Source organism: Streptosporangium subroseum (genome assembly GCF_900188345.1).
Taxonomy (GTDB): domain Bacteria; phylum Actinomycetota; class Actinomycetes; order Streptosporangiales; family Streptosporangiaceae; genus Streptosporangium; species Streptosporangium subroseum.
This window is the reverse complement of sequence record NZ_FZOD01000006.1, coordinates 231,206-253,138: the sequence shown is the minus strand read 5'-3', so window position 1 is coordinate 253,138 and position 21,933 is coordinate 231,206. Positions and strand designations below refer to the sequence as shown.

Genomic DNA, 21,933 nt, shown 5'->3' with positions numbered 1-21,933 from the left:
TCGTGTCACGTCGACTGCACATCAACGTCAACATCCTCAACGCCGGCGTCTTCGGTGGCTCGTGGCGCTTCCCGGACACGGACGGCACCGCGAGCTACCGGATCGAACACTACACCTCGATCGCGAAGAAGGCCGAGGAAGCCAAGCTCGACGCGGTCTTCCTGGCGGACGGCCCATCGCTCGACCCGAGCGTCAGGCACCGCACCGGCAACAATCTGGAGCCCACCACGGTACTGGCACGGATCGCCGCCCAGACCGAGCGGATCGGCCTGATCGGGACGCTGTCATCGTCGTACAACGACCCGATCGAGCTGGCGCGCCGGCTCGGCGATCTCGACTACGTCAGTGGCGGCCGCTTCGGCTGGAACGTGGTGACCACCGCCGGGCCGGTGGCGGCACGCAACTTCGGACGGACCGGCGAGCTCGATCACGCGCTGCGCTACCGCCGCGCCGCCGAGTTCACCACGCGGGTCGTCGCCGGTTGGGCGCGGCGGACCGAATTCGCCTCCCCACAGGGCCGGCCGGTCGTGGTCCAGGCCGGTGGCTCCAGCGACGGCCGCCGGCTGGCCTCGCGGGTCGGCGAGGTGATCTTCTCCGCCGACCAGGACCTCGACCACGCCCGCGCGTTCCGCACGGAGATCCGCAACGGCGCGGTCACGTTCGGGCGGCGCCCCGAGGAGGTCGTGATCCTTCCCGGACTTTCCACCGTCGTGGGCAGCACCGAGGCCGAGGCCAGGGCCCGGCGTGAGCTGCTGGACCAGATCCTCCCCGACGCCTACGCCCGCAACCGGCTCGCCGGCCAGCTCGGCATCTCCCTCGACGGATTGTCCGACGACGAGCCGATCCCGGCCGGGCTCCTCGTCGATCCCGACGAGGCCGGTGGTTCACAGACCTTCTACCGGGTCGTCAAGGCGATCATCGACAGGGAGAAGCCGACGCTCGGTCAGTTGTTGAAGAAGCTCTCCGGCGGCGGTGGTCACCGCATCGTCGTGGGGACTCCGGAGCAGATCGCCGACGACATCGAGACGTGGTTCCGTGCGGGTGCGGCGGACGGCTTCAACGTGATGCCCGACGTGCTGCCATCGGGTTTCGACGACTTCGCCGACCACGTGATTCCCGAACTGCAGCGTCGTGGCCTGTTCCGGACCGAGTACGAGGGGACGACCCTGCGTGACCACCTCGGGCTCGGTCTCCCCGCGGTGCCGGACGAGGCGTACGAGCGCCGTCCCCTGGACGCGGTCCGATGACCGGCCCGGTCCACGACGACCCGTTCCACAACTTCCACAACTTCCACAACGAGAGGTGATCTCCTCATGAGTACGATCATCCAGCTCGCGGTCGGGGAGCCGTCCGGTCAACGGGCCGACGGCCCGGCGTTGGTGTCGATCGCCGACGCCGGCGCCATCGCGGCGGTGGCCGAAGAGGTCGGAGTCGCGGCGATCCGGCTCGTCGACGGCTCGGCCTCGGGCCGCACGCTCGACCCGACCGTGGTGGGCGCCTACCTCGCCGGCCTCCACGGCGGCGTCGGCTACGTCGCCGAGGTCCCGACGACCTGCAACGCGCCGTACAACGCCGCGCGCCGCGTGCTCTCCCTCGACCGGGCCACCGGCGGCCGGATCGGCGTCGCCCTGCGGGCGGGTGAGGGCGACGAGGTGAGCCAGGCGACCGGCCCGGAGCCCGGCGCGACGGACCCCACCCGGCGCTGGACGGAGTACGCTCGCGTGCTGACCCGGCTGTGGGAGTCCTTCCCGCGTGAGGCGTTGATCGGTGACCAGAAGGCGGGCATCGTCGCCGAGGACGCACTCATCAAGCCGATCGACCACGAGGGTTCCTTCTATCGTGTCGCGGGCCCGCTGGACGGGCCGTCGTCGGTGCAGGGACGCCCCGTGGTCGTCGCCGACCTCCACGCCCTCGGCGCCCTCGACGCGACGGCGGTCGCGGAGTCCGCGGACGTCGTCGTGGTCGACCGGGAGCGTGCCGCCGGTGCCGACGCCGCGCTGACGGAGGCGCTGTGGCACGTCGGCCGTTCCCGGGAGGACGTCGCGCTGCTCGGCCGTGTCGAGGTCGCCCTGGACGACCCGGCTGCCGCCGCCGCTCTCGGTGACGAGCTCCGCGCCTGGGCCGACGAGCACCGGCTGAACGGTTTCGAGCTGGTGCCCACGGGTGGCACCGAGGCGGTGGTCACCGCGCTGCGGACGTTGGCACCGCGGCTCGCGGACGTCGGTGCCGTCTCGTCGCCTCCCACCTTGCGGGCCGCGCTGGGCCTGCGCGAGGTCGCGGCGGTACTGACATGACCGCCGAACTGGTCGGCACAGAGAACGCCGAAGACTCCGAAGACACTGTTGCGGCAGAGCCTGTCGCGGCGGCCCCGCCCACGGACATCGACTACACCGTCGACGGCATCCGCGCGGCGGTCTCCCCGATCCTGCAACGCCTCGGTGCCGGTGCCCGTGCGCGCGAACTCGCCCGCGACTACGCGTTCGAGGACGTCCGGGCGCTCGCCGAGCAGCGGATCACGCTGGTCGGCATCGCCAAGGAGGACGGCGGCGCCGGTGGCTCGCTGCGAGACGTGACCGACCTGGTCCTCGCCATCGCCCGGGCCGACTCCAGCGTGGCTCAGGCACTGCGCAGCAGCTTCCTCACCGCCAACCAGGTGGCGAGCCGGCGCGACCTGCCCAACCGGGCGTTGACCCTGCGGCGACTGCGCGACGGCGACCTCTTCGCCGGCAGCGGCAACGAGCGCTCCGGAGGGGCCAGCGGGGCCGTGGGCACCACCATCCGGCGTGCCGGCGACGGGTACGTCATCAACGGCGCGAAATATTATTCGACGGGCGGGCTGTACGCCTCGTGGTTCTCGGGCTCGGCCAAGGACGAGGCCGGGACCGTGTTCGGCTTCACGGTACCGGTGGATCGCGAGGGCGTGGAGCGGCTCGACGACTTCGACGCGGTCGGCCAGCGGCTGACCGCGAGCGGCACCACGCGGCTGGTGAACGTACGGGTCTCCGAGGACGAGATCACGCCCCGTGACAACTCCCGGCTGGACAACCCGTGGCTGGGATCGTTCGCCCAGCTCTACCTGGCGGCGGTCGAGGCCGGCATCGCCGCCGCGGCGCTCGACGACGCGATCTGGTTCGTCCGCGAGAAGGCCCGGCCGATCAAGCACAGCACGGCGGACAGAAGCGTCGAGGACCCGTACGTCCGCGAGACCGTGGGCGAGATCGCCGCCCGGGCCCAGGCCGCCCGGTCGGTGGTGCTGCTCGCGGCCGACGTGCTGCAGGGCGTGCGCGGCCTGACCGGTCCGCAGGCGCGTGCCGCCGGTGCGGAGGCCGCGGTCACCGTGGCGCAGACCGGTGTGATCGCCATCGAGTCCGCGCTACGGGCCGCCGAGCTGCTCTTCGACGTCGGAGGAGGCTCGATCACCAACCGTGACCTCGGCTTCGACCGGAACTGGCGCAACGCCCGCACCGTCGCCAACCACAACCCCAGGCAGTGGAAGGCAGCGGTGGCGGGTGCGTATCACCTGACAGGCGAGGATCCGCCGACCACCGGGCTCTTCTAAGGACGCACGCCGATCGACGTCGTATTGACACGGCCCGCTCAACGCGAGCGGACGCCGGCGACCGCACCGCCCTCCACCTGACGGAACAACCGAAGGAATCCGATGACCATCAATCCCAGCCGGGTACTGGGCCGCACCGGCGTCCTGGTCACCCCGCTCACGCTCGGCACCATGAACTTCGGCCGGTGGCAGGAGGAGGACGAGAGCATCAGGATCATCCACGCCGCCCTCGATGCCGGCATCACGGCTGTTGACACCGCCGACGTCTACGCCCAGGGCGTCTCGGAAGAGATCATCGCCAAGGCGATCAAGGGCCGCCGTGACGACATCTTCCTGGCCACCAAATTCCACGGTCAGATCGGTGACAACCCCCAGCACGCGGGCAACTCACGTCACTGGATCGTCCGCGCCGTGGAGAACAGCCTCCGCCGGCTCGGCACCGACCACATCGACCTTTACCAGGCGCACCGGCCGGATCCGCGCACCGACCTGCTCGAGACGCTGCAGACCCTCAACGACCTGATCCACCAGGGCAAGATCCGCTACTACGGCACCTCGGTCTTCCCGGCGCACCAGCTGGTCGAGGCGCATTGGCTGGCCGAGAAACACGGGCTCATCGCCCCGCATACCGAGCAGCTGCCGTACTCCCTCCTCGTTCGCGGCGCCGAGCGAGAGGTCTTCCCCGTCGTGCGGAAGTACGGCGTCGGCGTGATCAGTTATGGCCCGCTGGCCGCCGGCTGGCTGTCCGGGAGGTACCGCGTCGGCGGTGAGCAGCCGGAGTCGGCGCGCGCCGACCTCGTCCCCGGCCGGTTCGACATCGGCATCGAGCGAAACCAGCGCAAGCTGGCCGCCGCCGACGCTCTGGCCCGGCTCGCGGAGGACAACGGTCTGACGCTGGTCGACCTGGCCCTGGCGTTCGCGCTCAACCACCCGGCGGTCAGTAGCGTGATCATCGGGCCGCGCACCTTCCCGCATCTGGAGGCCTACCTCAAAGCGGCCACCGTCGAACTCGGTGAGGACATCCTCGACCGCATCGACGAGATCGTCGACCCGGGCACCCACTTCCTCGAGCGCGACACCGGCCGTGACACCCCGTCCCTCCAACCGGCCGCGCTCCGCCGCAACCGTACGAACGACCACTGAGAACCGTACGAACGACCGCTGAGAACCGTCCAGAGAGGCATCCCCCATGAGCAACGACGCTTTCGAGAAGACTTACGCGGCAGCCGAGGATCGCTACGAGAAGCTGGAGTACCGACGCGCCGGAAACTCCGGTCTCGACCTGCCGGCGTTCTCCTTCGGCCTGTGGCAGAAGTTCGGTACCGACTATCCCTACGAGACCCAGCGCGAGATCGTGCTGCGTGCCTTCGACCTGGGCATCACCCACTTCGACAACGCCGACCGGTACGGCCCGCCGCACCGTGCCGCGCAGCAGCTCTTCGGGAAGGTGCTCAAGCGGGACCTGGCCACGCACCGGGACGAGCTGATCCTGTCGACCAAGGCCGGCAACCCGATCGGCCCCGGCCCTCACCTCAGGGGCGGCTCGCGCAAGTCGCTGCTCGCCTCGCTGGAGCACAGCCTGCGGGACCTGGGCACCGACTACGTCGACATCTTCTACAGTCACAGCCCCGACCTGACCACTCCACTGGAGGAGACCGTCGGTGCCCTCGTCAGCGCGGTGCAGCAGGGGAAGGCTCTCTACGTCGGCATCTCCAACTACACCCCCGAGCGGGCCCACGAGGCGGCCGGGCTGCTGCGCCAGGCGGGGGTGCCGCTGTTGATCCACCAGCCGCGGTACTCGGTCTTCGACCGGCGCCCCGAGCTCAACGGTCTGCTCAAGCTGGCCGCCGAGGACGGGTTCGGCCTGATCGTCTACTCGCCGCTGGCGCAGGGTCTGCTCACGAACAAGTACCTCGACGGCATCCCCCCGGGTACGCGCGCGCAGAACAGTGCGTTCCTCTCGCCCGACGTCATCGACGACACCTACCGCGAGCGGGCCACCGCGCTCAACCAGATCGCCGAGCAGCGCGGCCAGTCGCTGGCGCAGCTGGCGCTGCAGTGGGTGCTACGGCAGCCGCAGGTGACCTCGGCACTCATCGGAGCCAGCTCGACGTGGCAGCTGGACCACAACGTCAAGGCACTCGACTTCCCGCCGCTGACGGAGGAGGAGCTGGTGCTGATCGACGAGCACGGCGTACACGGGACGGGACTGAAGCTCTGAGATGACGGGCCTCAGCGTCGAGAAGTTACCCGGATGCCGGTCGCGCCGGTCGCTGCGACCACCTGACCCGCCGTCTCGTGTGAGCCCACCGCCACATCGAACCACCACGTCGAGAGGCACACCATGACCGGATTCCATCTCAATCTGTCGCTGATGACGCCCGGCCACTTCCGTCACGCCTGGCGGCTGCCGCACGTCGATCCGTTGGCCTACCTGGACATCGACTACTTCCAGCGGTTGGCGCGGATCGCCGAGGACGCGAAGATCGACGCGGTCTTCCTGGGCGACGGCCCCGCGTTGCGGGGCGAGATCGAGGAGGCCCCGGGCACGGGTCTCGACCCGCTCGTGCTGCTGGGCAACCTGGCGGCGATCACCACGAACCTCGGTGTTGTCATCACCAGCTCGACGACGTACAACTCGCCGTACAACCTGGCCCGGCGATTCCAGACCCTCGACCACGTCACCAAGGGCCGGGCGGCCGTCAACATCGTCACCACCGGGACCCCCGCCGCGGCCGCGAACTTCGGCCTGACCGAGCACCCCGACAGGGAGACCCGTTACCGTCGGGCGCACGAGTTCCTCGACGTGGTGACCCGGCTGTGGGACGGCTGGGAGCCCGATGCGATCATCGCCGACAAGGAGGGCGGCCGGTACGCCGACCTCTCGCGCATCCACCAGATCGACCACGGGGGCGAGTTCTTCTCCGTGGCCGGACCTCTCCCGGTCACGGGCGGCCCGCAGGGCAGGCCGGTCATCGTCCAGGCAGGCGGCTCCGAGGGTGGGCTCACGCTGGCCGGCGACTTCGCCGACGTCGTGTTCACCGTGGCCCAGACCCAGGCCAAGGCGGTCGCGTTCCGCGACGACATCCGCCGGCGCGCGGCCGCGGCCGGCCGTCACCCCGACGATGTGAAGATCTCCCTCGGCGTGGTGGTGCTCGTCGCGGCGACCGAGGAGGAGGCCCGGCGCCGGGAGCAGGAGCTCCATGCGACCCTGCCGATCGAGCGACTGACCGCCGCGCTCACCCAGAACCTGGGCCTGCCCGCCGGCAAATTCGGTCCGGACGACCCGATCACCGTCGGCGACCTCCCCGGCGCCATCCCCAGCGGCGCCTTCTCCGCCGGCTTCGGCGCGTCCACCCGCGCCCTGATCGCGGAGGGCCCCCGCACCCCCCGCGAGCTGGTTCAGCGTGGTGCCGGCGGCTCCGGGCATCGTCTGCTCGTGGGCTCGGCCGAGCAGGTTGCCGACGACCTGCAGTCGTGGTTCGAGGCGGGCACGGCTGACGGCTTCACGGTCATGCCGGCCGATACCGCCATCGACCTGGAGAATTTCTCCAAGCTGGTGGTGCCGATCCTGCAGGAGCGCGGCTTGTTCCAGAAGGAGTACAGCCACCCCACGCTCCGCGGGCGCTTCGGGCTGTCGTCCCCAGACCAGCCGCGGCCGGTGGCGGACGAGGTCCCGGGCCGGATATCCGCCGCCGCCCGCTACGGCGATCCCACCGCGACCGTCGGCGTGGTCAACGACGTTCTCAGCCTGCAGCTCGCGCATCGTTCGGTGCGCAAGTTCGGGTCGCGTGAGGTCACCGACGATGAGCTGACCGCGCTGATCGCGGCAGCACAGTCAGCGCCGACGTCCTCGAACCTCCAGCCGTGGAGCGTGGTGGCGGTGCGCGACCCCGAGCGCAAGGCACGGCTGGCCGCGCTCGCTGGCGACCAGGCCTTCATCGAGCAGGCGCCGTTGTTCCTGGTCTGGGTCGCCGACCTCGGCCGGGCCCGCCGGCTGGCCGAGCGCGCCGGGACGGAGGTCGCCGCCGCGGACTACCTGGAGACCACCATCATCGGCTTCGTCGACACCGCGCTGGCGGCCCAGAACGCCGTAGTGGCCGCGGAGTCGCTCGGCCTGGGCTCGGTGTTCGTCGGCGCTGTCCGCAACCACCCCGAACAGGTCGCGGCCGAGCTGGGACTGCCGCCGCATGCGGTGGCGACATTCGGGTTGGCCGTCGGCACACCGGACCCCACGGAGCACGCCGGTGTCAAGCCGCGGTTGCCGCAGGGCGCCGTACTCCATCGGGAGCGGTACGACGCCGTCGCCGCCGACGCGCACATCGTCACCTACGACGAGAGACTGGCCGCCTACAACACCCGGTTCGGGCTGCCGGGCAGCTGGAGCAACCGGGTGCTCGACCGGCTCAAAGGCCCGGAGTCGATGGTGGGACGGCACCGGCTGCGGGAGACGCTGGAGCGCCTGGGCCTGCCCTCACGATGAAGGACCGGCCAGGACACCCGCGCCGCCTCCTCGTCGGGTGCGCCGGACACTCACTCCGGCGCCCGGCATCTGGCCACCTGGCCACCTGGCCACCTGGCCACCTGGCCACCTGGCACGATCCGTACCACCTCCCAGCCGGGCGGGGCGAGTCGGCATGACCCTCAGCGAGGCGAACCCTCGCTGAACGGCCGTTATGGTCTGGCTACGGAGAGTGTCACGATCCCACCGAGCTGAGTGCGGCCGCCTTGTCGCGGTCCCTTTCCGCGACCCCCTCCCGGACCAGCGGGATCACGTACCGGCCGAAGTCGATCGCGTCGTCGAGGATGTCGTAACCACGCGCGGAGATGATCTCCACGCCGAGGTCGTAGTAGTCCAGCAGCGCTTCGGCCACGGTTTCGGGGGTGCCGACGAGCGCGTTGGAGTTACCCGCGCCACCGGTCGCGGCGGCGGTCGGCGTCCACAGCGCGCGGTCGTGACGCTCTCCCCTGGCCGCCACGTCCAGCAGCCGTTGGGATCCCGTGTTCTCCGGCGATCCTGAGGAACGTCGTCTGTTCGCACCGGCGCGGCGCAGGTCACCGAGGACGCGGTGTGCCTTCTCCCAGGCCAGTTCCTCGGTCGGAGCGATGATCGGCCGGAAGGCGACCTGGATTCTCGGCACATCCGCACGTCCCGCACGCAGCGCGGCCTCCTTGATCGAGACGATCTGCTGCGCGGTGTCGGCCAGGGGTTCACCCCACAGGCCGTAGATGTCGGCTTCCGCCCCGCCCGCCGCGTACGCCGCCGGCGACGATCCGCCGAAGGACACCGACGGGCGTGGGTTCTGCACCGGGAACACGTCGGAGACGAAGTCCCTGAAGCTGTAGTGCTCTCCCTCGTGGTCGAAAGGCTCTCGCGAGGTCCAGCCCTTCTTGACGATCTGGATGTACTCCCTGGTGCGGGAGTATCGGGCGTCCTTGGTCAGGACGTCGCCCTCCCGGCCCTGCTCATGGTCGTTGCCGCCGGTGATGAAGTGGACGGTCAGTCGCCCGTCACTGATCTGATCGAGCGTGGCGAACGTCTTGAGAGCGTACGTCGGGTACGACACGTTCGCCCGATGAGCGAGGAGGATGTCGAGATCCGTGACCTTCGTCGCCACATAAGCGGCGACCTGGGCCGGGTCGGGTGAGCCGGATCCGTAGGCGAACAGCACCCGATCCCAGCCGTACTCCTGGTGCGCCCGGGCGAGACGAAGCGCGTACTGCTTGTCGAACGAGGGACCGGAGCGCGGCGAGGTTTCGGAGCCGTTGTTGGTCCCGCCGATGCCGAGAAACTCAACGGGCATGAAGTGCTGCCTTTCTGGGGCGATGCGGACAGGTCCACCACAACACAATCCGATATTTCCGTCAAGTCCTACTTGTTTAGTAGGTTTTTATCGGCCCCTGCTCTCCGCCGGAAGGGCAGACTTTCCTGCGTGAAGCGAATCCTCATCATCGGCATCGGCGCGGGCGACCCGGACCATCTCACTCTCCAGGCGGTCAAGGCCATCGGCCAGGCCGACGCGTTCCTCGTCCTCGACAAGGGCGAGGCCAAACACGACCTGATCGAGCTTCGCCAGGAGATGATCGAGGCGCACGCCCGTGAGCCGTACCGCCTGGTGCGGGCCCGTGACCCCGAGCGGGACCGGACCACCCCCGCCTACGCCACCGCCGTCGAGGAGTGGCGGTCGCGGCGCGCGGACCTGTACGAGGCGTTCATCCGCGACGATCTCGGCGACGACGAGACCGGCGCGATCCTCGTCTGGGGTGACCCGGGGCTGTACGACAGCACGCTGTCCGGCATCGAGGAGGTCGTCGAGCGGGGCACGGTCACGTTCGGCTACGACGTCGTCGCGGGCATCACCAGCGTGTCCGCCCTGACCGCCCGGCACCGCACCAGCCTGACCAGGGTGGCCCGGCCCGTGCACATCACCACGGGACGCCGCCTGGCTCAGGAGGGCCCCGGCGCGGCCGACGACATCGTCGTCATGCTGGACGCGCACTGCTCCTTCGCCGACCTGGGCGCGGAGTTCCACATCTACTGGGGCGCCTACCTCGGCACCCCCGACGAGATCCTGGTGGCCGGGCCGGTGCCCGAGGTCGCCGACCGCATCCGCGAACTGCGCGCCGAGGCTCGCGAACGCAAAGGCTGGATCATGGACACCTACCTGCTGCGACGCCTCTCACCATTCCTCTAATCGCACAGCCATGATCGTCACTTCACGGCAGCGCCTCGGCGGCGTGTCTTCGGCAAATGTCTCTGAACTCCGCCATCAGAGAAGGTTCGTGAGAGAGGCGACGGCCGTTTGCAGAGCGGGGGCGAAGGCGAGCAGCTCCTCGCGGGGATGGAGAAAGGCGACCGTCGAGATGCTGACTCCGCCGACGACAGTATCGGTCCGGTCGAAAACAGGGGCGCCGATGCACCGTATGGTCTTCTCGTTCTCCTCGTTGTCGATGGAATAGCCCTGTTCGCGAATTTGCGCCAGCTCCACGGACAGCCGTTCGAGGTCGGTGATCGTCTCCGACGTCTTCGCGGGCATTCCCGCGCGGGAGAAGATGGACTCCAGCTCGTGCTCCGGCAGGTGCGCGAGGATGCTTTTCCCGATCGCCGTGCAGTGCAGGGGCAGACGCATGCCGACGCGGGAGGCCATCCGGTAGGGCTGGTCGGCCTCGACTTTGTGGACGTAGACGGCATGGTCGCCGCTGTGCAGCGCGAAGTGGACGGTCTGGCCCACGCTCTTGGAGAGCTTGGTGAGGACGTCGCCGATGCCGGTCGCGCCGGCGGCCTTGACCTCCTCGGCGAGGGCAAGCATGCGGATGCCCGCACGGTAGCTGCCGCCACCCTCACTGGCGATGAAGCCGAGGTCGATGAGCATTGCGAGGATGCGATGCACGCTGGCCTTCGGAACGCCCGAATCGGTGCAGATATCGGTGAACCGGCGCGGTCCGTCTCCGGCGACGGCGGCCTCCAGCACGTTGAGCGTCTTGGTCACCGCGTTGCCCGCCGAGGAGGACCGGCCGCCGTGACGTACGTTTTCGGTTGTTCCATAACCCATTGACAGTCTCGATCTTTCCGTCTTAATGTTCCGTCTATTCCACCGTGCGAAGCATTGTTCTACATAGTGGAACGACTGGCAAGGAGCTAGACGTTGAAGAATCCGCTGACCGACGGACGAGCTCTACTCGTTCACAACCCTGGGACCGGCGCCGTACTGGGCGAGATGCCTGTCGCGACCGAGGACGAGGCGCGCGCGGCGGTCCGGGCGGCTCAGGACGCCCGGACCGCGATGGCCGCGACCCCCGCGCACGAGCGAGCACGGCTGCTGGCCAAGGTCGCAGACGGGATCGCCGCGCGAGCCGAGGAACTGGCCCGGGATCTGGCCGCCGAGAACGGAAAGCCGATCCGGCAGACCCGCGAGGAGGTCGCGGCCGCGGTCCGGATCTTCCGCGGGTTCGCCGGGGAGGCGACCAGGATCTTTGGCCGGCAGATCCCGTTGGACGCCGTCCCCGGTCTTGAGAACCACCTGGCGGTAACGGTCCGGGAGCCGATTGGGGTGGTCGCGGCGATCGTCCCGTTCAACTACCCGGTCGAGTTGTGGGCACACAAAGCTGCGGCGGCATTGGCGGCGGGCAACGCGGTGATCGTGAAGCCGCCGGAGAAGTGCCCGCTCACGCTGATGGAGATCGGCCGGATCATCGAAGCGGCCGGGTTCCCCGAGGCGGCACACCAGATCGTCCCCGGCGGGCCGGAGCTGGCGCGGTTCCTCGCGTCCACCGACGGCGTGCAGATGATCAGCCTCACCGGCAGCACCGCCGCCGGCAAGGCCCTGGCCGAGCTCGCCGCCGGCACCCTCAAGCGGACGCACCTGGAGCTCGGCGGCAACGACGCGCTGATCGTATGTGCGGACGCCGACGTGGAACGTGCCGCCGAGGCCGTCGTGCTCGGACGGCTGGCGCGCGGCAACGGGCAGATCTGCTGCGCCGTCAAGCGCGTCTACGTCGAGGACGGTGTGTACGACGCGTTCGCTGAGGCGCTGGAAGCGCAGGCCAGGAAGCTGGTCGTCGGCGACCAGCTGGACGAGGCCACCGATGTCGGCCCGCTGATCACGGAGCCTGCCGCCGTCGCCGTGGACCAGGCGATTCGGGCAGCCGTAAGTGACGGCGCGCGCGTCGTGGTCGGCGGTCCCCGGGATGGGGCGTTCGTGCCGCCGACCGTGCTGGTGGACGTCGCTCCGCACGCGGAAGCCGTGGCCGAGGAGATCTTCGGGCCGGTCGCACCGCTGTTGCGGGTGTCCGACGCTCTGGAGGCGGTGCGTCTGGCCAACGATTCCCCCTACGGACTGCAGGCGGCGATCTTCACCAGGGACATCGGACGGGCCTTCTCAGTGGCCCGGCGCCTCCAGGTCGGTGCCGTCGTGATCAACGGCTCCACGGCACTGCGCGCGGAGAACCTTCCGTTCGGCGGCGTGAAGCTGACCGGCGGGGCCCGCGAGGGACTGCACGACACCCTCCTCGACATGACCGAGCAGAAGACCATCATCGTCATGGACGGCCTGGCGTGAGACTGGAACTACGGGGCGTCCGCAAGGGATACGGCGGCGTCGAGGTCTTGCACGGCGTCGACCTGACCGCCGAGGGCGGGCAGGTTCTCGCCATCGCGGGAGCGAACGGCGCCGGCAAGTCGACCCTGATCAAGGTGCTGGCGGGGGCCGCCCCGCTGGACGGCGGGACGATCCTGCTGGACGGCGAGCCGCTCACCCTGCGCGGCCCCGAGGACGCGCAGGCTCTGGGGTTCCGGACCGTCTACCAGGAGCTCAGCCTCGTACCCCAGATGACGGTGACAGAGAACGTGTTGCTGGGCGCGCTGCCCACCAAGCGCGGGCTGGTCGACTGGCCGGCGGCGCACGCGCGGGTGCGGGCGCTGCTGGAGGAGATCGGGTTCGCCGACATCGATCCGCGCGCTCGTGCCGGGAAGCTGTCGGTCGCGCGCCAGCAGATGGTGGAAATCGCCAAGGCACTGGCGGTCGAGCCCCGGATGCTCGTCCTGGACGAGCCGTCCGCCGTGCTCGCAGGCACCGACCTCGACCGGCTTTTCGACCTGATCCGCAGGCTGCGGGAGCGTGGCGTCGCGATCCTGTACGTCTCGCACCGGCTGGCCGAGGTGATGGAGATCTCCGACCGGATCACCGTCATCAAGGACGGCCGGGTGGTGGATACGCTCACCCCGGCCCTCACCAGCGAGGACGAGATCATCGCGTTGATGGCCGGGCGCCGGCTGGAGCAGATCTACCCGGACCGGGTGCCCGAGTCTGGTAAGCCGTTGCTCAGCGTGCGGGGCCTGAGCCGGGACGGGGCGTTCGACGACGTGTCATTCGACCTGGCAGCGGGCGAGATCGTCGGCATGTTCGGGCTGGTCGGCAGCGGCCGCAGCGAGGTCGCCCGGTGCCTGTTCGGCGCCGACCGGCAGACGTCCGGGACGGTTGAGCTGGACGGCGCCGTTACGCGATTCCGCACACCCGGCGACGCCATCGGCGCCGGGATCGCGCTGGTCACCGAGGACCGCAAGCACAGCGGGCTTGTCCTCGGCATGGACATCACCGACAACACGACGTTCGCGACGATGCCCCGGATCTCGCACGCGGGCCTGCTGAACACCAGGCGTCGGGCCGCGAACGTTCAGGACATGATCGAGCGGCTGGGCATCAACCCGCCGCGTCCGGAGATGCCGGTCCGCCACCTCAGCGGCGGCAACCAGCAGAAGGTCGTGCTGGCCAAGTGGCTGCTGACGCGGCCACGGGTGCTGATCCTGGACGAGCCGACCCGCGGGGTCGACATGGCCACCCGGGTCGACATCTACCGCATGATCGACGAGCTGACCCGGGAGGGGGTGGCGATCCTGTTGATCTCCTCCGACCTGGCCGAGGTCCTCGGCGCCACCGATCGCGTGCTGGTGATGCGCGGTGGACGACTGGTCGCCGAGGTCGGCTCGGCGGACACGACCGAGGACGAGGTTCTCGCGCATTCGGTGGGGGTCGCGGCATGACAGGGCAACAGACTTCGACGGTGCGGGACACGGATTCGGGTAAGGCGCCGGAGGCTACGGCACCGGCGTCCGCCCGGTGGCGCGCGGCCGTCCCGCCGCCGACCATCCTGGTGCTGATCGGCGTCGCGATCGCGATCGTCGTGGTCGCGGGCATCACCAATGACTCGTTCCTCACCGAGGGGAACATGACCAACCTGCTCCGGCAGATGGTCACCACCGGGCTGCTCGCCCTCGGCATGCTGCTGGTCATCCTCACCGGAGGGATCGACCTGTCGGTCGGATCGGTGGTCGCGCTGACCGGCATCATGTCGGCCGGCCTGGTGAGCGGACTGCCGCTGCCGCTGGCGGTCCTCATGGCGATCGTCATCGGCGTGCTGTGCGGAACGGTCAACGGCATCATGGTCGCGCGGTTCTCGCTGGCTCCGTTCGTGGTGACCCTCGCGTCCATGACAACGTTCCGGGGCCTCACCTACGTCTACTCCAAAACCCCGATCACTCCCACCACGCCGGACTTCCTGACCCTCGGCTCGCAGAATGTCGGCCCCATCCCGATCGCGGCGATCATCACGCTGTTGATGTTCGCACTGGGCTGGGTCCTGATCAACCGGACGTCGGCGGGCCGGGCGCTGCTCGGCATCGGCGGCAACCGGGAGGCGGTACGGCTCGCGGGCGTCAAGGTACAGCGTCACCTGGTGCTCGCGTACGCGCTGTCCGGGTTGTGCGCCGGAGTCGCGGGCGTCATTCTCGCCTCCCGGGTTGGCATCGCGCAGCCGAGCCTCGGCCAGGGCTTCGAGCTTGACGCCATCGCCGCTTGCGTGATCGGCGGAGCCAGCCTGTCGGGCGGACGCGGCACCATCGGCGGCACCCTCGCCGGCGTCGTTCTGCTCGGACTCATCGACAACCTGCTCAGCCTCTACGACGTGCAGAGCTACTGGCAGCAGGTACTGAAGGGGCTCATCATCGCGGTCGCGATCCTCGTGCGGCGAGGCGAACGGCAGAACACCTAGCTCCCCCACCGCACCGTCCCCCACCCCCTCATCCCCCCATCGCCTCGTTCGCCATGTCGTGAGGCGTCCCATCCCACCCCGAAGGAAGAACCATGAAGAAGATCGCCGGCTGTGCCCTCGTGGGCGCGCTCGCACTGTCGCTCGCAGCGTGCGGAGGCTCCGATGGCGGCGGAGGCGATGACGCCGCAGGCACCGCGAAGAAGACCCTGACCATCGGCATCGCGAACTTCAGCCTCCAGGCGCCGTACTTCATCGCGATGGCCAAGGCCATCGAGACCGAGGCCAAGACCTACAGCAACGTCAAGGTGATCAGCACGGACGCGCAGGGGGACGCGGCCAAGCTGACCACGAACGTCAACGACCTGCTCACCCAGAACGTGGACGGGATCATCATCTCCGGCGGCCCGCTGAACGCCGCGCCCGCCGCGATGAACGCGGTCGAGCAGAAGAACGTCCCGTCGATCCTGGTGGACCGCAAGTTCTCCGGCGGCCAGTACACCAGCTGGATCGGCCCCAACAACACCCAGATCGGGCAGGGCAACGGCCAGTACATCACCGATCGCCTGAAGGGCAACGGCACCCTCGTTGTCATCACGGGCGGCCCGGCCGACAACACCATCGGTCTGGACCGGACGAACGGCCTGCTCGGCGTGGTCAAGCAGTCGCCCGGTATCACGGTCGTGACCGCCCCGGACTTCGGAGGGTGGAGCTCCGACGGCGGCCTGAAGGTGATGGAGAACGTCCTCGCCAAGAACCAGCACATCGACGCGGTGTTCTGTGAGAACGACGCGATGTGCCTCGGCGCGCAGAAGGCGATCTCCGACGCCGGGCGGACCGACGAGATGTTCCTCGTCGCGGCCGACGGCCAGAAGGAGGCGTTGGCCGCCATCAAGAGCGGCTCGAACTACGCCGCCACCGCGGTCAACAACGCCGACACGATCGGCCGCTCCGGCCTGGACCGGATGATGGCGGTGCTCGCGGGGGCCGAGCCCAGCAAGGACACCCCCTTAGATGCCCCGCTGGTCACCAAGGACAACGTGGACAAGTACAGCAACCCGGACAGCATCTTCTGATCCGCCCGCCACTGTGCCGTACCGATATCGGGAGTAAGGAAGCCTGCGTGATCCAAGACAACACCGATCCCACGAGCAGCGAAGGGACGCCCGTCCTCGTCGCCGTGGGCGAGGGGCTGCTGGAGGTGGGCATGCGTAACGACCTTCCCTCCGGCTACCTCGGCCGGGGCTTCGGCGGGGACGTCGCCAACGTGGCCGTCATGGCGGCCCGGATGGGCACCCGGGCCAGGCTGCTGACCCGCCTTGGCGCGGACACCCCGGGCCGCCTGCTGCTGGACTTCTGGCGGCATGCGCACCTGGACGTCGACCGGATCACCGTCGATCCGTCCGCTCCCACCGGAATGTATGTCAACGCGGTGCGGCACGGCGGGCACACCTTCGACTACTACCGGTCCGGCTCGGCGGCGACGCGGCTCAGCGAGACGGACGTGGACGAGCACCTGCTGGACGGCGCCGGGGCGCTACACGTCAGCGGAATCTCGCTGGCGATCTCCGGCAGTGCCGCCCGGGCCGCCGAACGGGCGGCCGAACTGGCCCGTGACAGTGGCGTCATGGTGACCTTCTGCGTCAACCACCGCCCGATGCTGCGCCCCGACACCGACCGGAACCTCGCGTTCGCCCGCGCCGCCGACATCGTGATCCTCTCCAGCGAGGACGCCCTCGCGATGCTCGACACGGACCGTCTCGACCGGATCAGGGCCATGCTGGGCGAGGGGCCGCAGGAGATCGTGCTGACCGATGGCCCGGCCGGGGCGGTGGTGCTGAGCGACGGTGAGATCCATCGCGTCGCGGCGCCCTCGGTCGTGGTCGTCGACACCGCGGGCGCCGGCGACGCGCTGGCCGGCGCCTACCTGGCCGGACGGCTCGCCGGGACGGCGCCGCCCGACGCGCTCGAGCCGGCCGTGATCGCTGGGGCGCTGTCGTGCCGGTGGCCCGGCTGCGCCAGGTCCTACCCGAGCGCGGAGGAGGTCGCGCGGGTGCGGGCGGGCGCGTCCCCGGACGTCGAGCCGCAGCCGTTCTCCAGCGAATCCGCCTGACCGCCGCCGCACCCTCCGTTCACCGGCCGCCCTTCTACCGAACCGTCGGCTCTGATCCGTATCCCCTGGCTCGAACTTCTTCAGCGGACGTTCTCGGCTCCGGTGCCCGTCAGGTCTGGACGAAGTCTTGCCGTCATGCTTCCCGCCCCCACGCAAGAGGACGGGCGCGGAGATCGCTCCACATCCCGAAAAAGGCGGCTGAAAAAGCCACCGGAGCCCGGTCTGCACACCGGGCTCCGGGACCACCCCTCATTGGAGAGGACTACATGAGTACTCAGTTTAACCGGACGCGCCCGCGCGGCGCGGCCCTCGCCCTGGCGCTGGCTTTGGCCACGGCGGGCGGCACGGTCGTGTCGATGCCGCAGCCGGTGCTGGCCCAGTCCCAGCAGTCCGCGCAGCCGTCGCTGCGCGTCAGCAAGGTGTCCTCGGCCGACGACAAGTCGATCGACATCACCTTCAACGAGGCGCTCGGATCGGACATCCTGCAGTTCACCGCGGCCAACCAGGCGTACGCGGCCCAGTACATCAAGGTCAGCGGCGGCGTTGCCGGCGGCGCGGACGCGGCGCTCGACGGCCGGCCGCTCTCGCAGGTCGCGGGCACGACCGTCCGTCCCGTGGACACCCCTGACCACCGGACGCTGAGGGTGGTGCTGGGCGCCGGCGCCACGCTCGACGGCCACACCTACGAACTGTGGTTCGACGGCGGAAGCGACAAGCTCGGCGACCTGTTCTTCCGGTCCGCGGACGGCGGCGTGCTGCCCGGCTCGTCGACGAAGCAGTCCACGTTCCGCGGCACCCCCCAGGACGCCGCGCTCGCAACCGTCTCCTCCGCCAAGCAGGTGGACTCGCGCACGGTGGACGTCACGTTCGCCGGGACGATCTGGTCGGGGATGCCGGTCGGGGCCTACACCGGATCGGACATCACCCTCAAGAGCGGCGACTCGTCCGTCCACCCGGTGTACGTGGAAAGCCTCACCGGGACCAACCAGCGCGACTACCGGCTGTACTTCGGCGCCGACCTGAACAGCGACGCCTCCTACGAGTTGACCCTCGGCACCGGCCTGAAACTGACGACGAACGCGGGAGCGGCCACCTCCGAGGTCGGCGCGACCGTCGCGGGCGGCAGAGGCGCCTACGCGGCTCCGGAGATCGCCGGTGCCGAGGTCGGGGCGTCCGGCGACAGGATCGAGGTCCGGTTCAGCCGCCGGATCGCCAAGGCCGGCGACCTGGCGGTGAAGGAAACCCTGACCGGCGTGAGCGGCACCAACGTCACGGCCGACCAGGTCCGCGGACTGCTGCGCTTCACCGGCCTCACCACCACCTCGGGCCAGGACGTGAGCCAGGCGCTGCGTGACGACGCGGCGTACTTCCCCGACGCGTCCACCCTCGTGATCAAGCTGGACAGCGGGCAGACCCTCAAGGCCGGCGCGCGCGGCAAGGTGGCGCTGACCCAGGGGTCCGTCACCGACGTCACCGGCGCCACCAGCACGAACACCTCGTCCGTGTCCGTCCGTGCCCCGCGGCACTTCACCTCGCCGGGTGCCGGCTTCAACCCGAACGGCCCGGACTACCTCAAGGTCAACACGCACGCCACCACCGTCTTCGATCACTACGACTACCAGGTCAGCGACGACGGTGTGTCCGTCCGGTCCGACGGCGTGGCCAACAAGGTGGTCGGGCAGACCATCAAGACCATCGAGGTGGAGAACAAGTACATCAAGGCGACGTTCGCGCCCGGCTACGGCGGCCGTCTTCTCTCGATGATCTACAAGCCGACCGGGAACGATCTGTTCTACACCAACCCCGTCGGCACCCCGTACGGATTCTCCAGCAAGGCTCCCGGAACGCCCGGCAACTCTCCGTTCTACCAGAACTGGCTGATGGTGTACGGCGGCGTGTTCCCGACGCTCACCGAAGCCGAGCACGGCAAGTACTGGAACGTGCCGTGGGACTACAAGATCGACCAGCGTAACGGCAAGTTCTCGATCACCGTGACCAAGACCGACGACGTCGACTATCCGTACAAGCCGTCCAAGTACGTGCACGGCGCCACCGGCATCAAGACGGCCGTCACCTACTCCGTGGACGCGCACAAGCCGACCCTCGACATGGCGGTCAGCCTGAACAACCCCAGCGACCAGGACAAGCAGTTCGAGTACTGGACGTGCACGACGCTCGCGCCGGGCGCCCCGACGACCTCGGGATCCCCGACGATGTCGGTCGTCTCGCCGGTCAAGACGGTCTACCGCGACCCGGGTTACGCCTGGATGGAGGGCGTCGAGCAGCCCGCCGGCCCCGCCGGCTCCGGCCTGCTCAAGCTGGACAAGCTCAAGCAGATGTCGAACTGGACCCGGGACGGCATCGCCTACGGCCAGGACCTGGCCACCATGCAGCAGGGCAACTGGTGGGGCGTCGTCAACCACGAGAACAACGAGGGCGTCGTCCGGGTCGGCGACAACACCAAGACTCCCGGCATGAAGTTCTGGGAGTGGGGTCAGAACAAGTCGTTCGACACCAACGTCTACACCAAGGGCAACTCGGCCCGTCCCTACATCGAGCTGTGGGCCGGCGCGTCCATGAAGTTCTTCAGCCCCGCCACGCTCAAGGCCGGGCAGACCCTGTCGTGGACGGAGACGTACCTGCCGACGATGGACCTCGGCGACGTCACCAACGCCAACACCAACGGCGCCGCGGAGGTCAAGGTGGACGCGTCGGGCAACGTCACCAGCCGGCTGTTCTCCACCGCGATCGGGCAGAAGCTGCGCGCGACCCTGGTCGACGCCACGACCGGCAAGACGCTGGACCAGAGCTCCTTCACCGGTACGGCGAACACCGCGGTCAAGCTCAAGGGCAAGGTCACGCCCGGCACGCAGGCCCGGCTGGTACTCACCGACACCCACGGCACCACCCTGCTCACGGCCGAGTCCGGCACCTGATCGGAGTCGCCCGCCGCGCGATCCGCGGCGGGCGGCGCACCGTCTGGCAGCGGGAGATCCAGGTCGTCACCAGGTTGAACAGCGTCGACCAGATCGGCCGCCTCGGGCTCGACCGGGCCATCGAGGTGCTCGACGGCAAGCAGGTGGAGAAGGACACGGTGGTCGAGTCGCCACAGATCACTACGGAGAACGCGCAGGAGTACATCCAGAAGGACACGTTCCAACGGTTGTGCCGGACCGGGGCAGCAGTCACCGCGCCGGCAGCGGTACGGCGGAACGGGCACTGATCAAGGCAAGCATCTGAACCTGAGGCTGCACAACAACAAGCAGAATTTTCTAGGAGATGCAGTGCGTAGTAAGCGAACATTGAAGGCCGGTATCGCCGGACTCGTCACCGCGGCGGCCGTGATCCCGGGCATGAGCGTCGCGGCCACCGCGGCCACGCCGAACAGCAAGCCGCCGGCGACCGCCGGCTGGAAACTGAAGTACTCGGAAGACTTCCAAGGCAGCGAGAAGGACCTGGACACGGACTCGAGTCCGTGGATCCGCTTCACCGGTGACCAGCCCTTCGACACGAAGATGGACGACTACGGGGACTGGTGGAAGAACGACTACGGCCCCGGCATGCAAGCGGCGCTGAACAGCTACGCGACATACCGCAAGCAGGTGGAATTCGGCAAGGACGGCTGGCTGACCGCCTCACTGTCGGCCCGTGACTGGGACAAGAACGGCACTCCGGAGCGACCGCCGACAATCTCGACCGAGAAGGCAAAGGGCGGCAACGTTCTTAAGCTCAGTTCACCGGATTCCTACGATGGTGCGTTGATTACCACCTCGAAGAAGCTGCCACCCGAATACCGTCTCGAGTATCACCTCAAGACGCTCGACTTCGGCGGGGAGCGCAACGGCAGCATCTCCTACGACGGCAAAGAGAACGGCTACTCGACAGTGGCCGGCGAGTGCAAGACGCAGTTCCCGTACGCGGAGGGCATCGGGACCCGTGGGTGGAACAGCGAGATCACGACAGATCCGTGCGACTGGCAGAGCGTGACGAACGGTCCCTTCGGATATAACGCCTTCCACCTGCTCGGCATCGTCGACTTCTCGAACCCGGAGCCGGCGAACCTGCACTTCTGGCACTACCGGCGGAAGATCCTCATGGACTCGTTCGCCCAGCACCCCGACCGGATCGGCACGGGAAGCGGCGGGCGCGTCTGTGACCCGACAACCAACACGTACTACCCGTACCGCGACAGCACCAAGAACGTCGTGGACATGTGGATCAACGGCCTGCCGAACTTCCACCCTGGCAAGGGCGGAATCACCGGCAACTCGCAGTGGTTCATGACCACCTGCTCCGACGGCGCGGCCTCGGCGGAGGCGTCGCCGTCCGCGGCGGCAGAGATGGTCCCCGAACTGATGCCGAACAGCGACTACGTCTTTGCCGTCGAGCGGGACAAGACCGGCTACACCGAAGAGGTCACCGGAACGTTCCTGCACGGCGGGCACCAGACGATCCGCTTTCACCGAGACTTCATCGTCGACAACGTGCCCGTCTGGCACTACAACAACACTCCCGACCAGTACGACGGCCGCTACAACGACACTCTCGTACAGAACGGCGTCTACAACCAGCAGGAATGGCCGGACCAGTGGCCGGCCGGCTCGGGTTACCCCGACTTCCCCGTGATCGGCGACCCGTACACCGACGCCGGTGAGGGCACCGCGACGATCGACTCGATCAAGCTGTACGTCCCCAAGCACAGCTAGGCCCAACGAGG

17 protein-coding genes are annotated in these 21,933 nt (G+C 68.9%); 15 read left to right on the top strand and 2 right to left on the bottom strand.

The annotated features are described in order from the left end of the window. Positions 1-2 precede the first annotated feature (2 nt). The 6 genes from CHC08_RS09100 (at position 3) to CHC08_RS50600 (ending at position 8,042) form a co-directional block, all read left to right on the top strand. Positions 3-1,247, top strand: a complete 1,245-nt coding sequence (locus CHC08_RS09100) for an LLM class flavin-dependent oxidoreductase (protein ID WP_089206732.1) — start codon at positions 3-5, stop codon at positions 1,245-1,247. A 66-nt stretch (positions 1,248-1,313) separates the two neighbouring features. Then, positions 1,314-2,294, top strand: coding sequence for an LLM class flavin-dependent oxidoreductase (locus tag CHC08_RS09095; RefSeq protein WP_089206731.1), 981 nt, complete (start codon positions 1,314-1,316; stop codon positions 2,292-2,294). Next, complete coding sequence (locus CHC08_RS09090; RefSeq protein ID WP_089206730.1) at positions 2,291-3,559, top strand: acyl-CoA dehydrogenase family protein; 1,269 nt, start codon at positions 2,291-2,293, stop codon at positions 3,557-3,559. The genes CHC08_RS09095 and CHC08_RS09090 overlap by 4 nt, the downstream gene beginning before the upstream one ends. 102 nt (positions 3,560-3,661) lie before the next feature. Then, on the top strand, positions 3,662-4,702 hold the full coding sequence (locus tag CHC08_RS09085; RefSeq protein WP_089206729.1) for an aldo/keto reductase: 1,041 nt from the start codon (positions 3,662-3,664) through the stop codon (positions 4,700-4,702). Between the two features lie 46 nt (positions 4,703-4,748). After that, the gene (locus CHC08_RS09080; RefSeq protein ID WP_089206728.1) at positions 4,749-5,780 is read left to right on the top strand and encodes an aldo/keto reductase; all 1,032 of its coding nucleotides are present in this window, start codon (positions 4,749-4,751) and stop codon (positions 5,778-5,780) included. Positions 5,781-5,903: 123 nt separating this feature from the next. After that, a complete protein-coding gene (locus CHC08_RS50600; RefSeq protein WP_218825187.1) occupies positions 5,904-8,042 on the top strand; it encodes an NtaA/DmoA family FMN-dependent monooxygenase in 2,139 nt (712 codons plus the stop codon). Between the two features lie 214 nt (positions 8,043-8,256). Here the strand turns inward: CHC08_RS50600 and CHC08_RS09065 are convergent, their stop codons facing one another. Next, entirely contained in the window at positions 8,257-9,363 is a 1,107-nt protein-coding gene (locus tag CHC08_RS09065; protein WP_089206727.1) for an LLM class flavin-dependent oxidoreductase, read from the bottom strand. 129 nt (positions 9,364-9,492) lie between these two features. On the opposite strand from CHC08_RS09065, the gene cobF reads away from it, so the two are divergent. Continuing rightward, on the top strand, positions 9,493-10,254 hold the full coding sequence (gene cobF, locus CHC08_RS09060) for a precorrin-6A synthase (deacetylating) (protein WP_089206726.1): 762 nt from the start codon (positions 9,493-9,495) through the stop codon (positions 10,252-10,254). Positions 10,255-10,329: 75 nt separating this feature from the next. Here the strand turns inward: cobF and CHC08_RS09055 are convergent, their stop codons facing one another. Continuing rightward, the gene (locus CHC08_RS09055; RefSeq protein WP_089206725.1) at positions 10,330-11,112 is read right to left on the bottom strand and encodes an IclR family transcriptional regulator; all 783 of its coding nucleotides are present in this window, start codon (positions 11,110-11,112) and stop codon (positions 10,330-10,332) included. A gap of 93 nt (positions 11,113-11,205) precedes the next feature. On the opposite strand from CHC08_RS09055, the gene CHC08_RS09050 reads away from it, so the two are divergent. The 8 genes from CHC08_RS09050 (at position 11,206) to CHC08_RS09015 (ending at position 21,922) form a co-directional block, all read left to right on the top strand. Then, positions 11,206-12,618, top strand: coding sequence for an aldehyde dehydrogenase family protein (locus tag CHC08_RS09050; RefSeq protein ID WP_218825186.1), 1,413 nt, complete (start codon positions 11,206-11,208; stop codon positions 12,616-12,618). Further along, positions 12,615-14,099, top strand: a complete 1,485-nt coding sequence (locus CHC08_RS09045) for a sugar ABC transporter ATP-binding protein (RefSeq protein WP_089206724.1) — start codon at positions 12,615-12,617, stop codon at positions 14,097-14,099. Before CHC08_RS09050 ends, CHC08_RS09045 begins: the two co-directional genes overlap by 4 nt. A gap of 20 nt (positions 14,100-14,119) precedes the next feature. After that, a complete protein-coding gene (locus CHC08_RS09040; protein ID WP_218825185.1) occupies positions 14,120-15,106 on the top strand; it encodes an ABC transporter permease in 987 nt (328 codons plus the stop codon). Positions 15,107-15,198: 92 nt separating this feature from the next. Then, positions 15,199-16,179, top strand: coding sequence for a substrate-binding domain-containing protein (locus CHC08_RS09035; RefSeq protein ID WP_089206722.1), 981 nt, complete (start codon positions 15,199-15,201; stop codon positions 16,177-16,179). A 47-nt stretch (positions 16,180-16,226) separates the two neighbouring features. Continuing rightward, a complete protein-coding gene (locus CHC08_RS09030; RefSeq protein ID WP_089206721.1) occupies positions 16,227-17,216 on the top strand; it encodes a sugar kinase in 990 nt (329 codons plus the stop codon). Between the two features lie 266 nt (positions 17,217-17,482). Further along, positions 17,483-20,152: a DUF5107 domain-containing protein gene (locus tag CHC08_RS09025; RefSeq protein WP_089206720.1), complete on the top strand. Its 2,670-nt coding sequence runs from the start codon at positions 17,483-17,485 to the stop codon at positions 20,150-20,152. 74 nt (positions 20,153-20,226) lie between these two features. Next, the gene (locus CHC08_RS09020) at positions 20,227-20,439 is read left to right on the top strand and encodes a hypothetical protein (RefSeq protein ID WP_089206719.1); all 213 of its coding nucleotides are present in this window, start codon (positions 20,227-20,229) and stop codon (positions 20,437-20,439) included. A 61-nt stretch (positions 20,440-20,500) separates the two neighbouring features. Beyond that, positions 20,501-21,922, top strand: a complete 1,422-nt coding sequence (locus tag CHC08_RS09015) for a hypothetical protein (RefSeq protein ID WP_218825184.1) — start codon at positions 20,501-20,503, stop codon at positions 21,920-21,922. Positions 21,923-21,933: the final 11 nt, after the last annotated feature.

Coding starts and splice junctions, on each gene's coding strand:
- CHC08_RS09095 (WP_089206731.1), top strand. CDS start 1,314: ATGAGTACGATCATCCAGCTCGCGGTCGGGGAGCCGTCCGGTCAACGG.
- CHC08_RS09090 (WP_089206730.1), top strand. CDS start 2,291: ATGACCGCCGAACTGGTCGGCACAGAGAACGCCGAAGACTCCGAAGAC.
- CHC08_RS09085 (WP_089206729.1), top strand. CDS start 3,662: ATGACCATCAATCCCAGCCGGGTACTGGGCCGCACCGGCGTCCTGGTC.
- CHC08_RS09080 (WP_089206728.1), top strand. CDS start 4,749: ATGAGCAACGACGCTTTCGAGAAGACTTACGCGGCAGCCGAGGATCGC.
- CHC08_RS50600 (WP_218825187.1), top strand. CDS start 5,904: ATGACCGGATTCCATCTCAATCTGTCGCTGATGACGCCCGGCCACTTC.
- CHC08_RS09065 (WP_089206727.1), bottom strand. CDS start 9,363: ATGCCCGTTGAGTTTCTCGGCATCGGCGGGACCAACAACGGCTCCGAA.
- CHC08_RS09055 (WP_089206725.1), bottom strand. CDS start 11,112: ATGGGTTATGGAACAACCGAAAACGTACGTCACGGCGGCCGGTCCTCC.
- CHC08_RS09035 (WP_089206722.1), top strand. CDS start 15,199: ATGAAGAAGATCGCCGGCTGTGCCCTCGTGGGCGCGCTCGCACTGTCG.
- CHC08_RS09025 (WP_089206720.1), top strand. CDS start 17,483: ATGAGTACTCAGTTTAACCGGACGCGCCCGCGCGGCGCGGCCCTCGCC.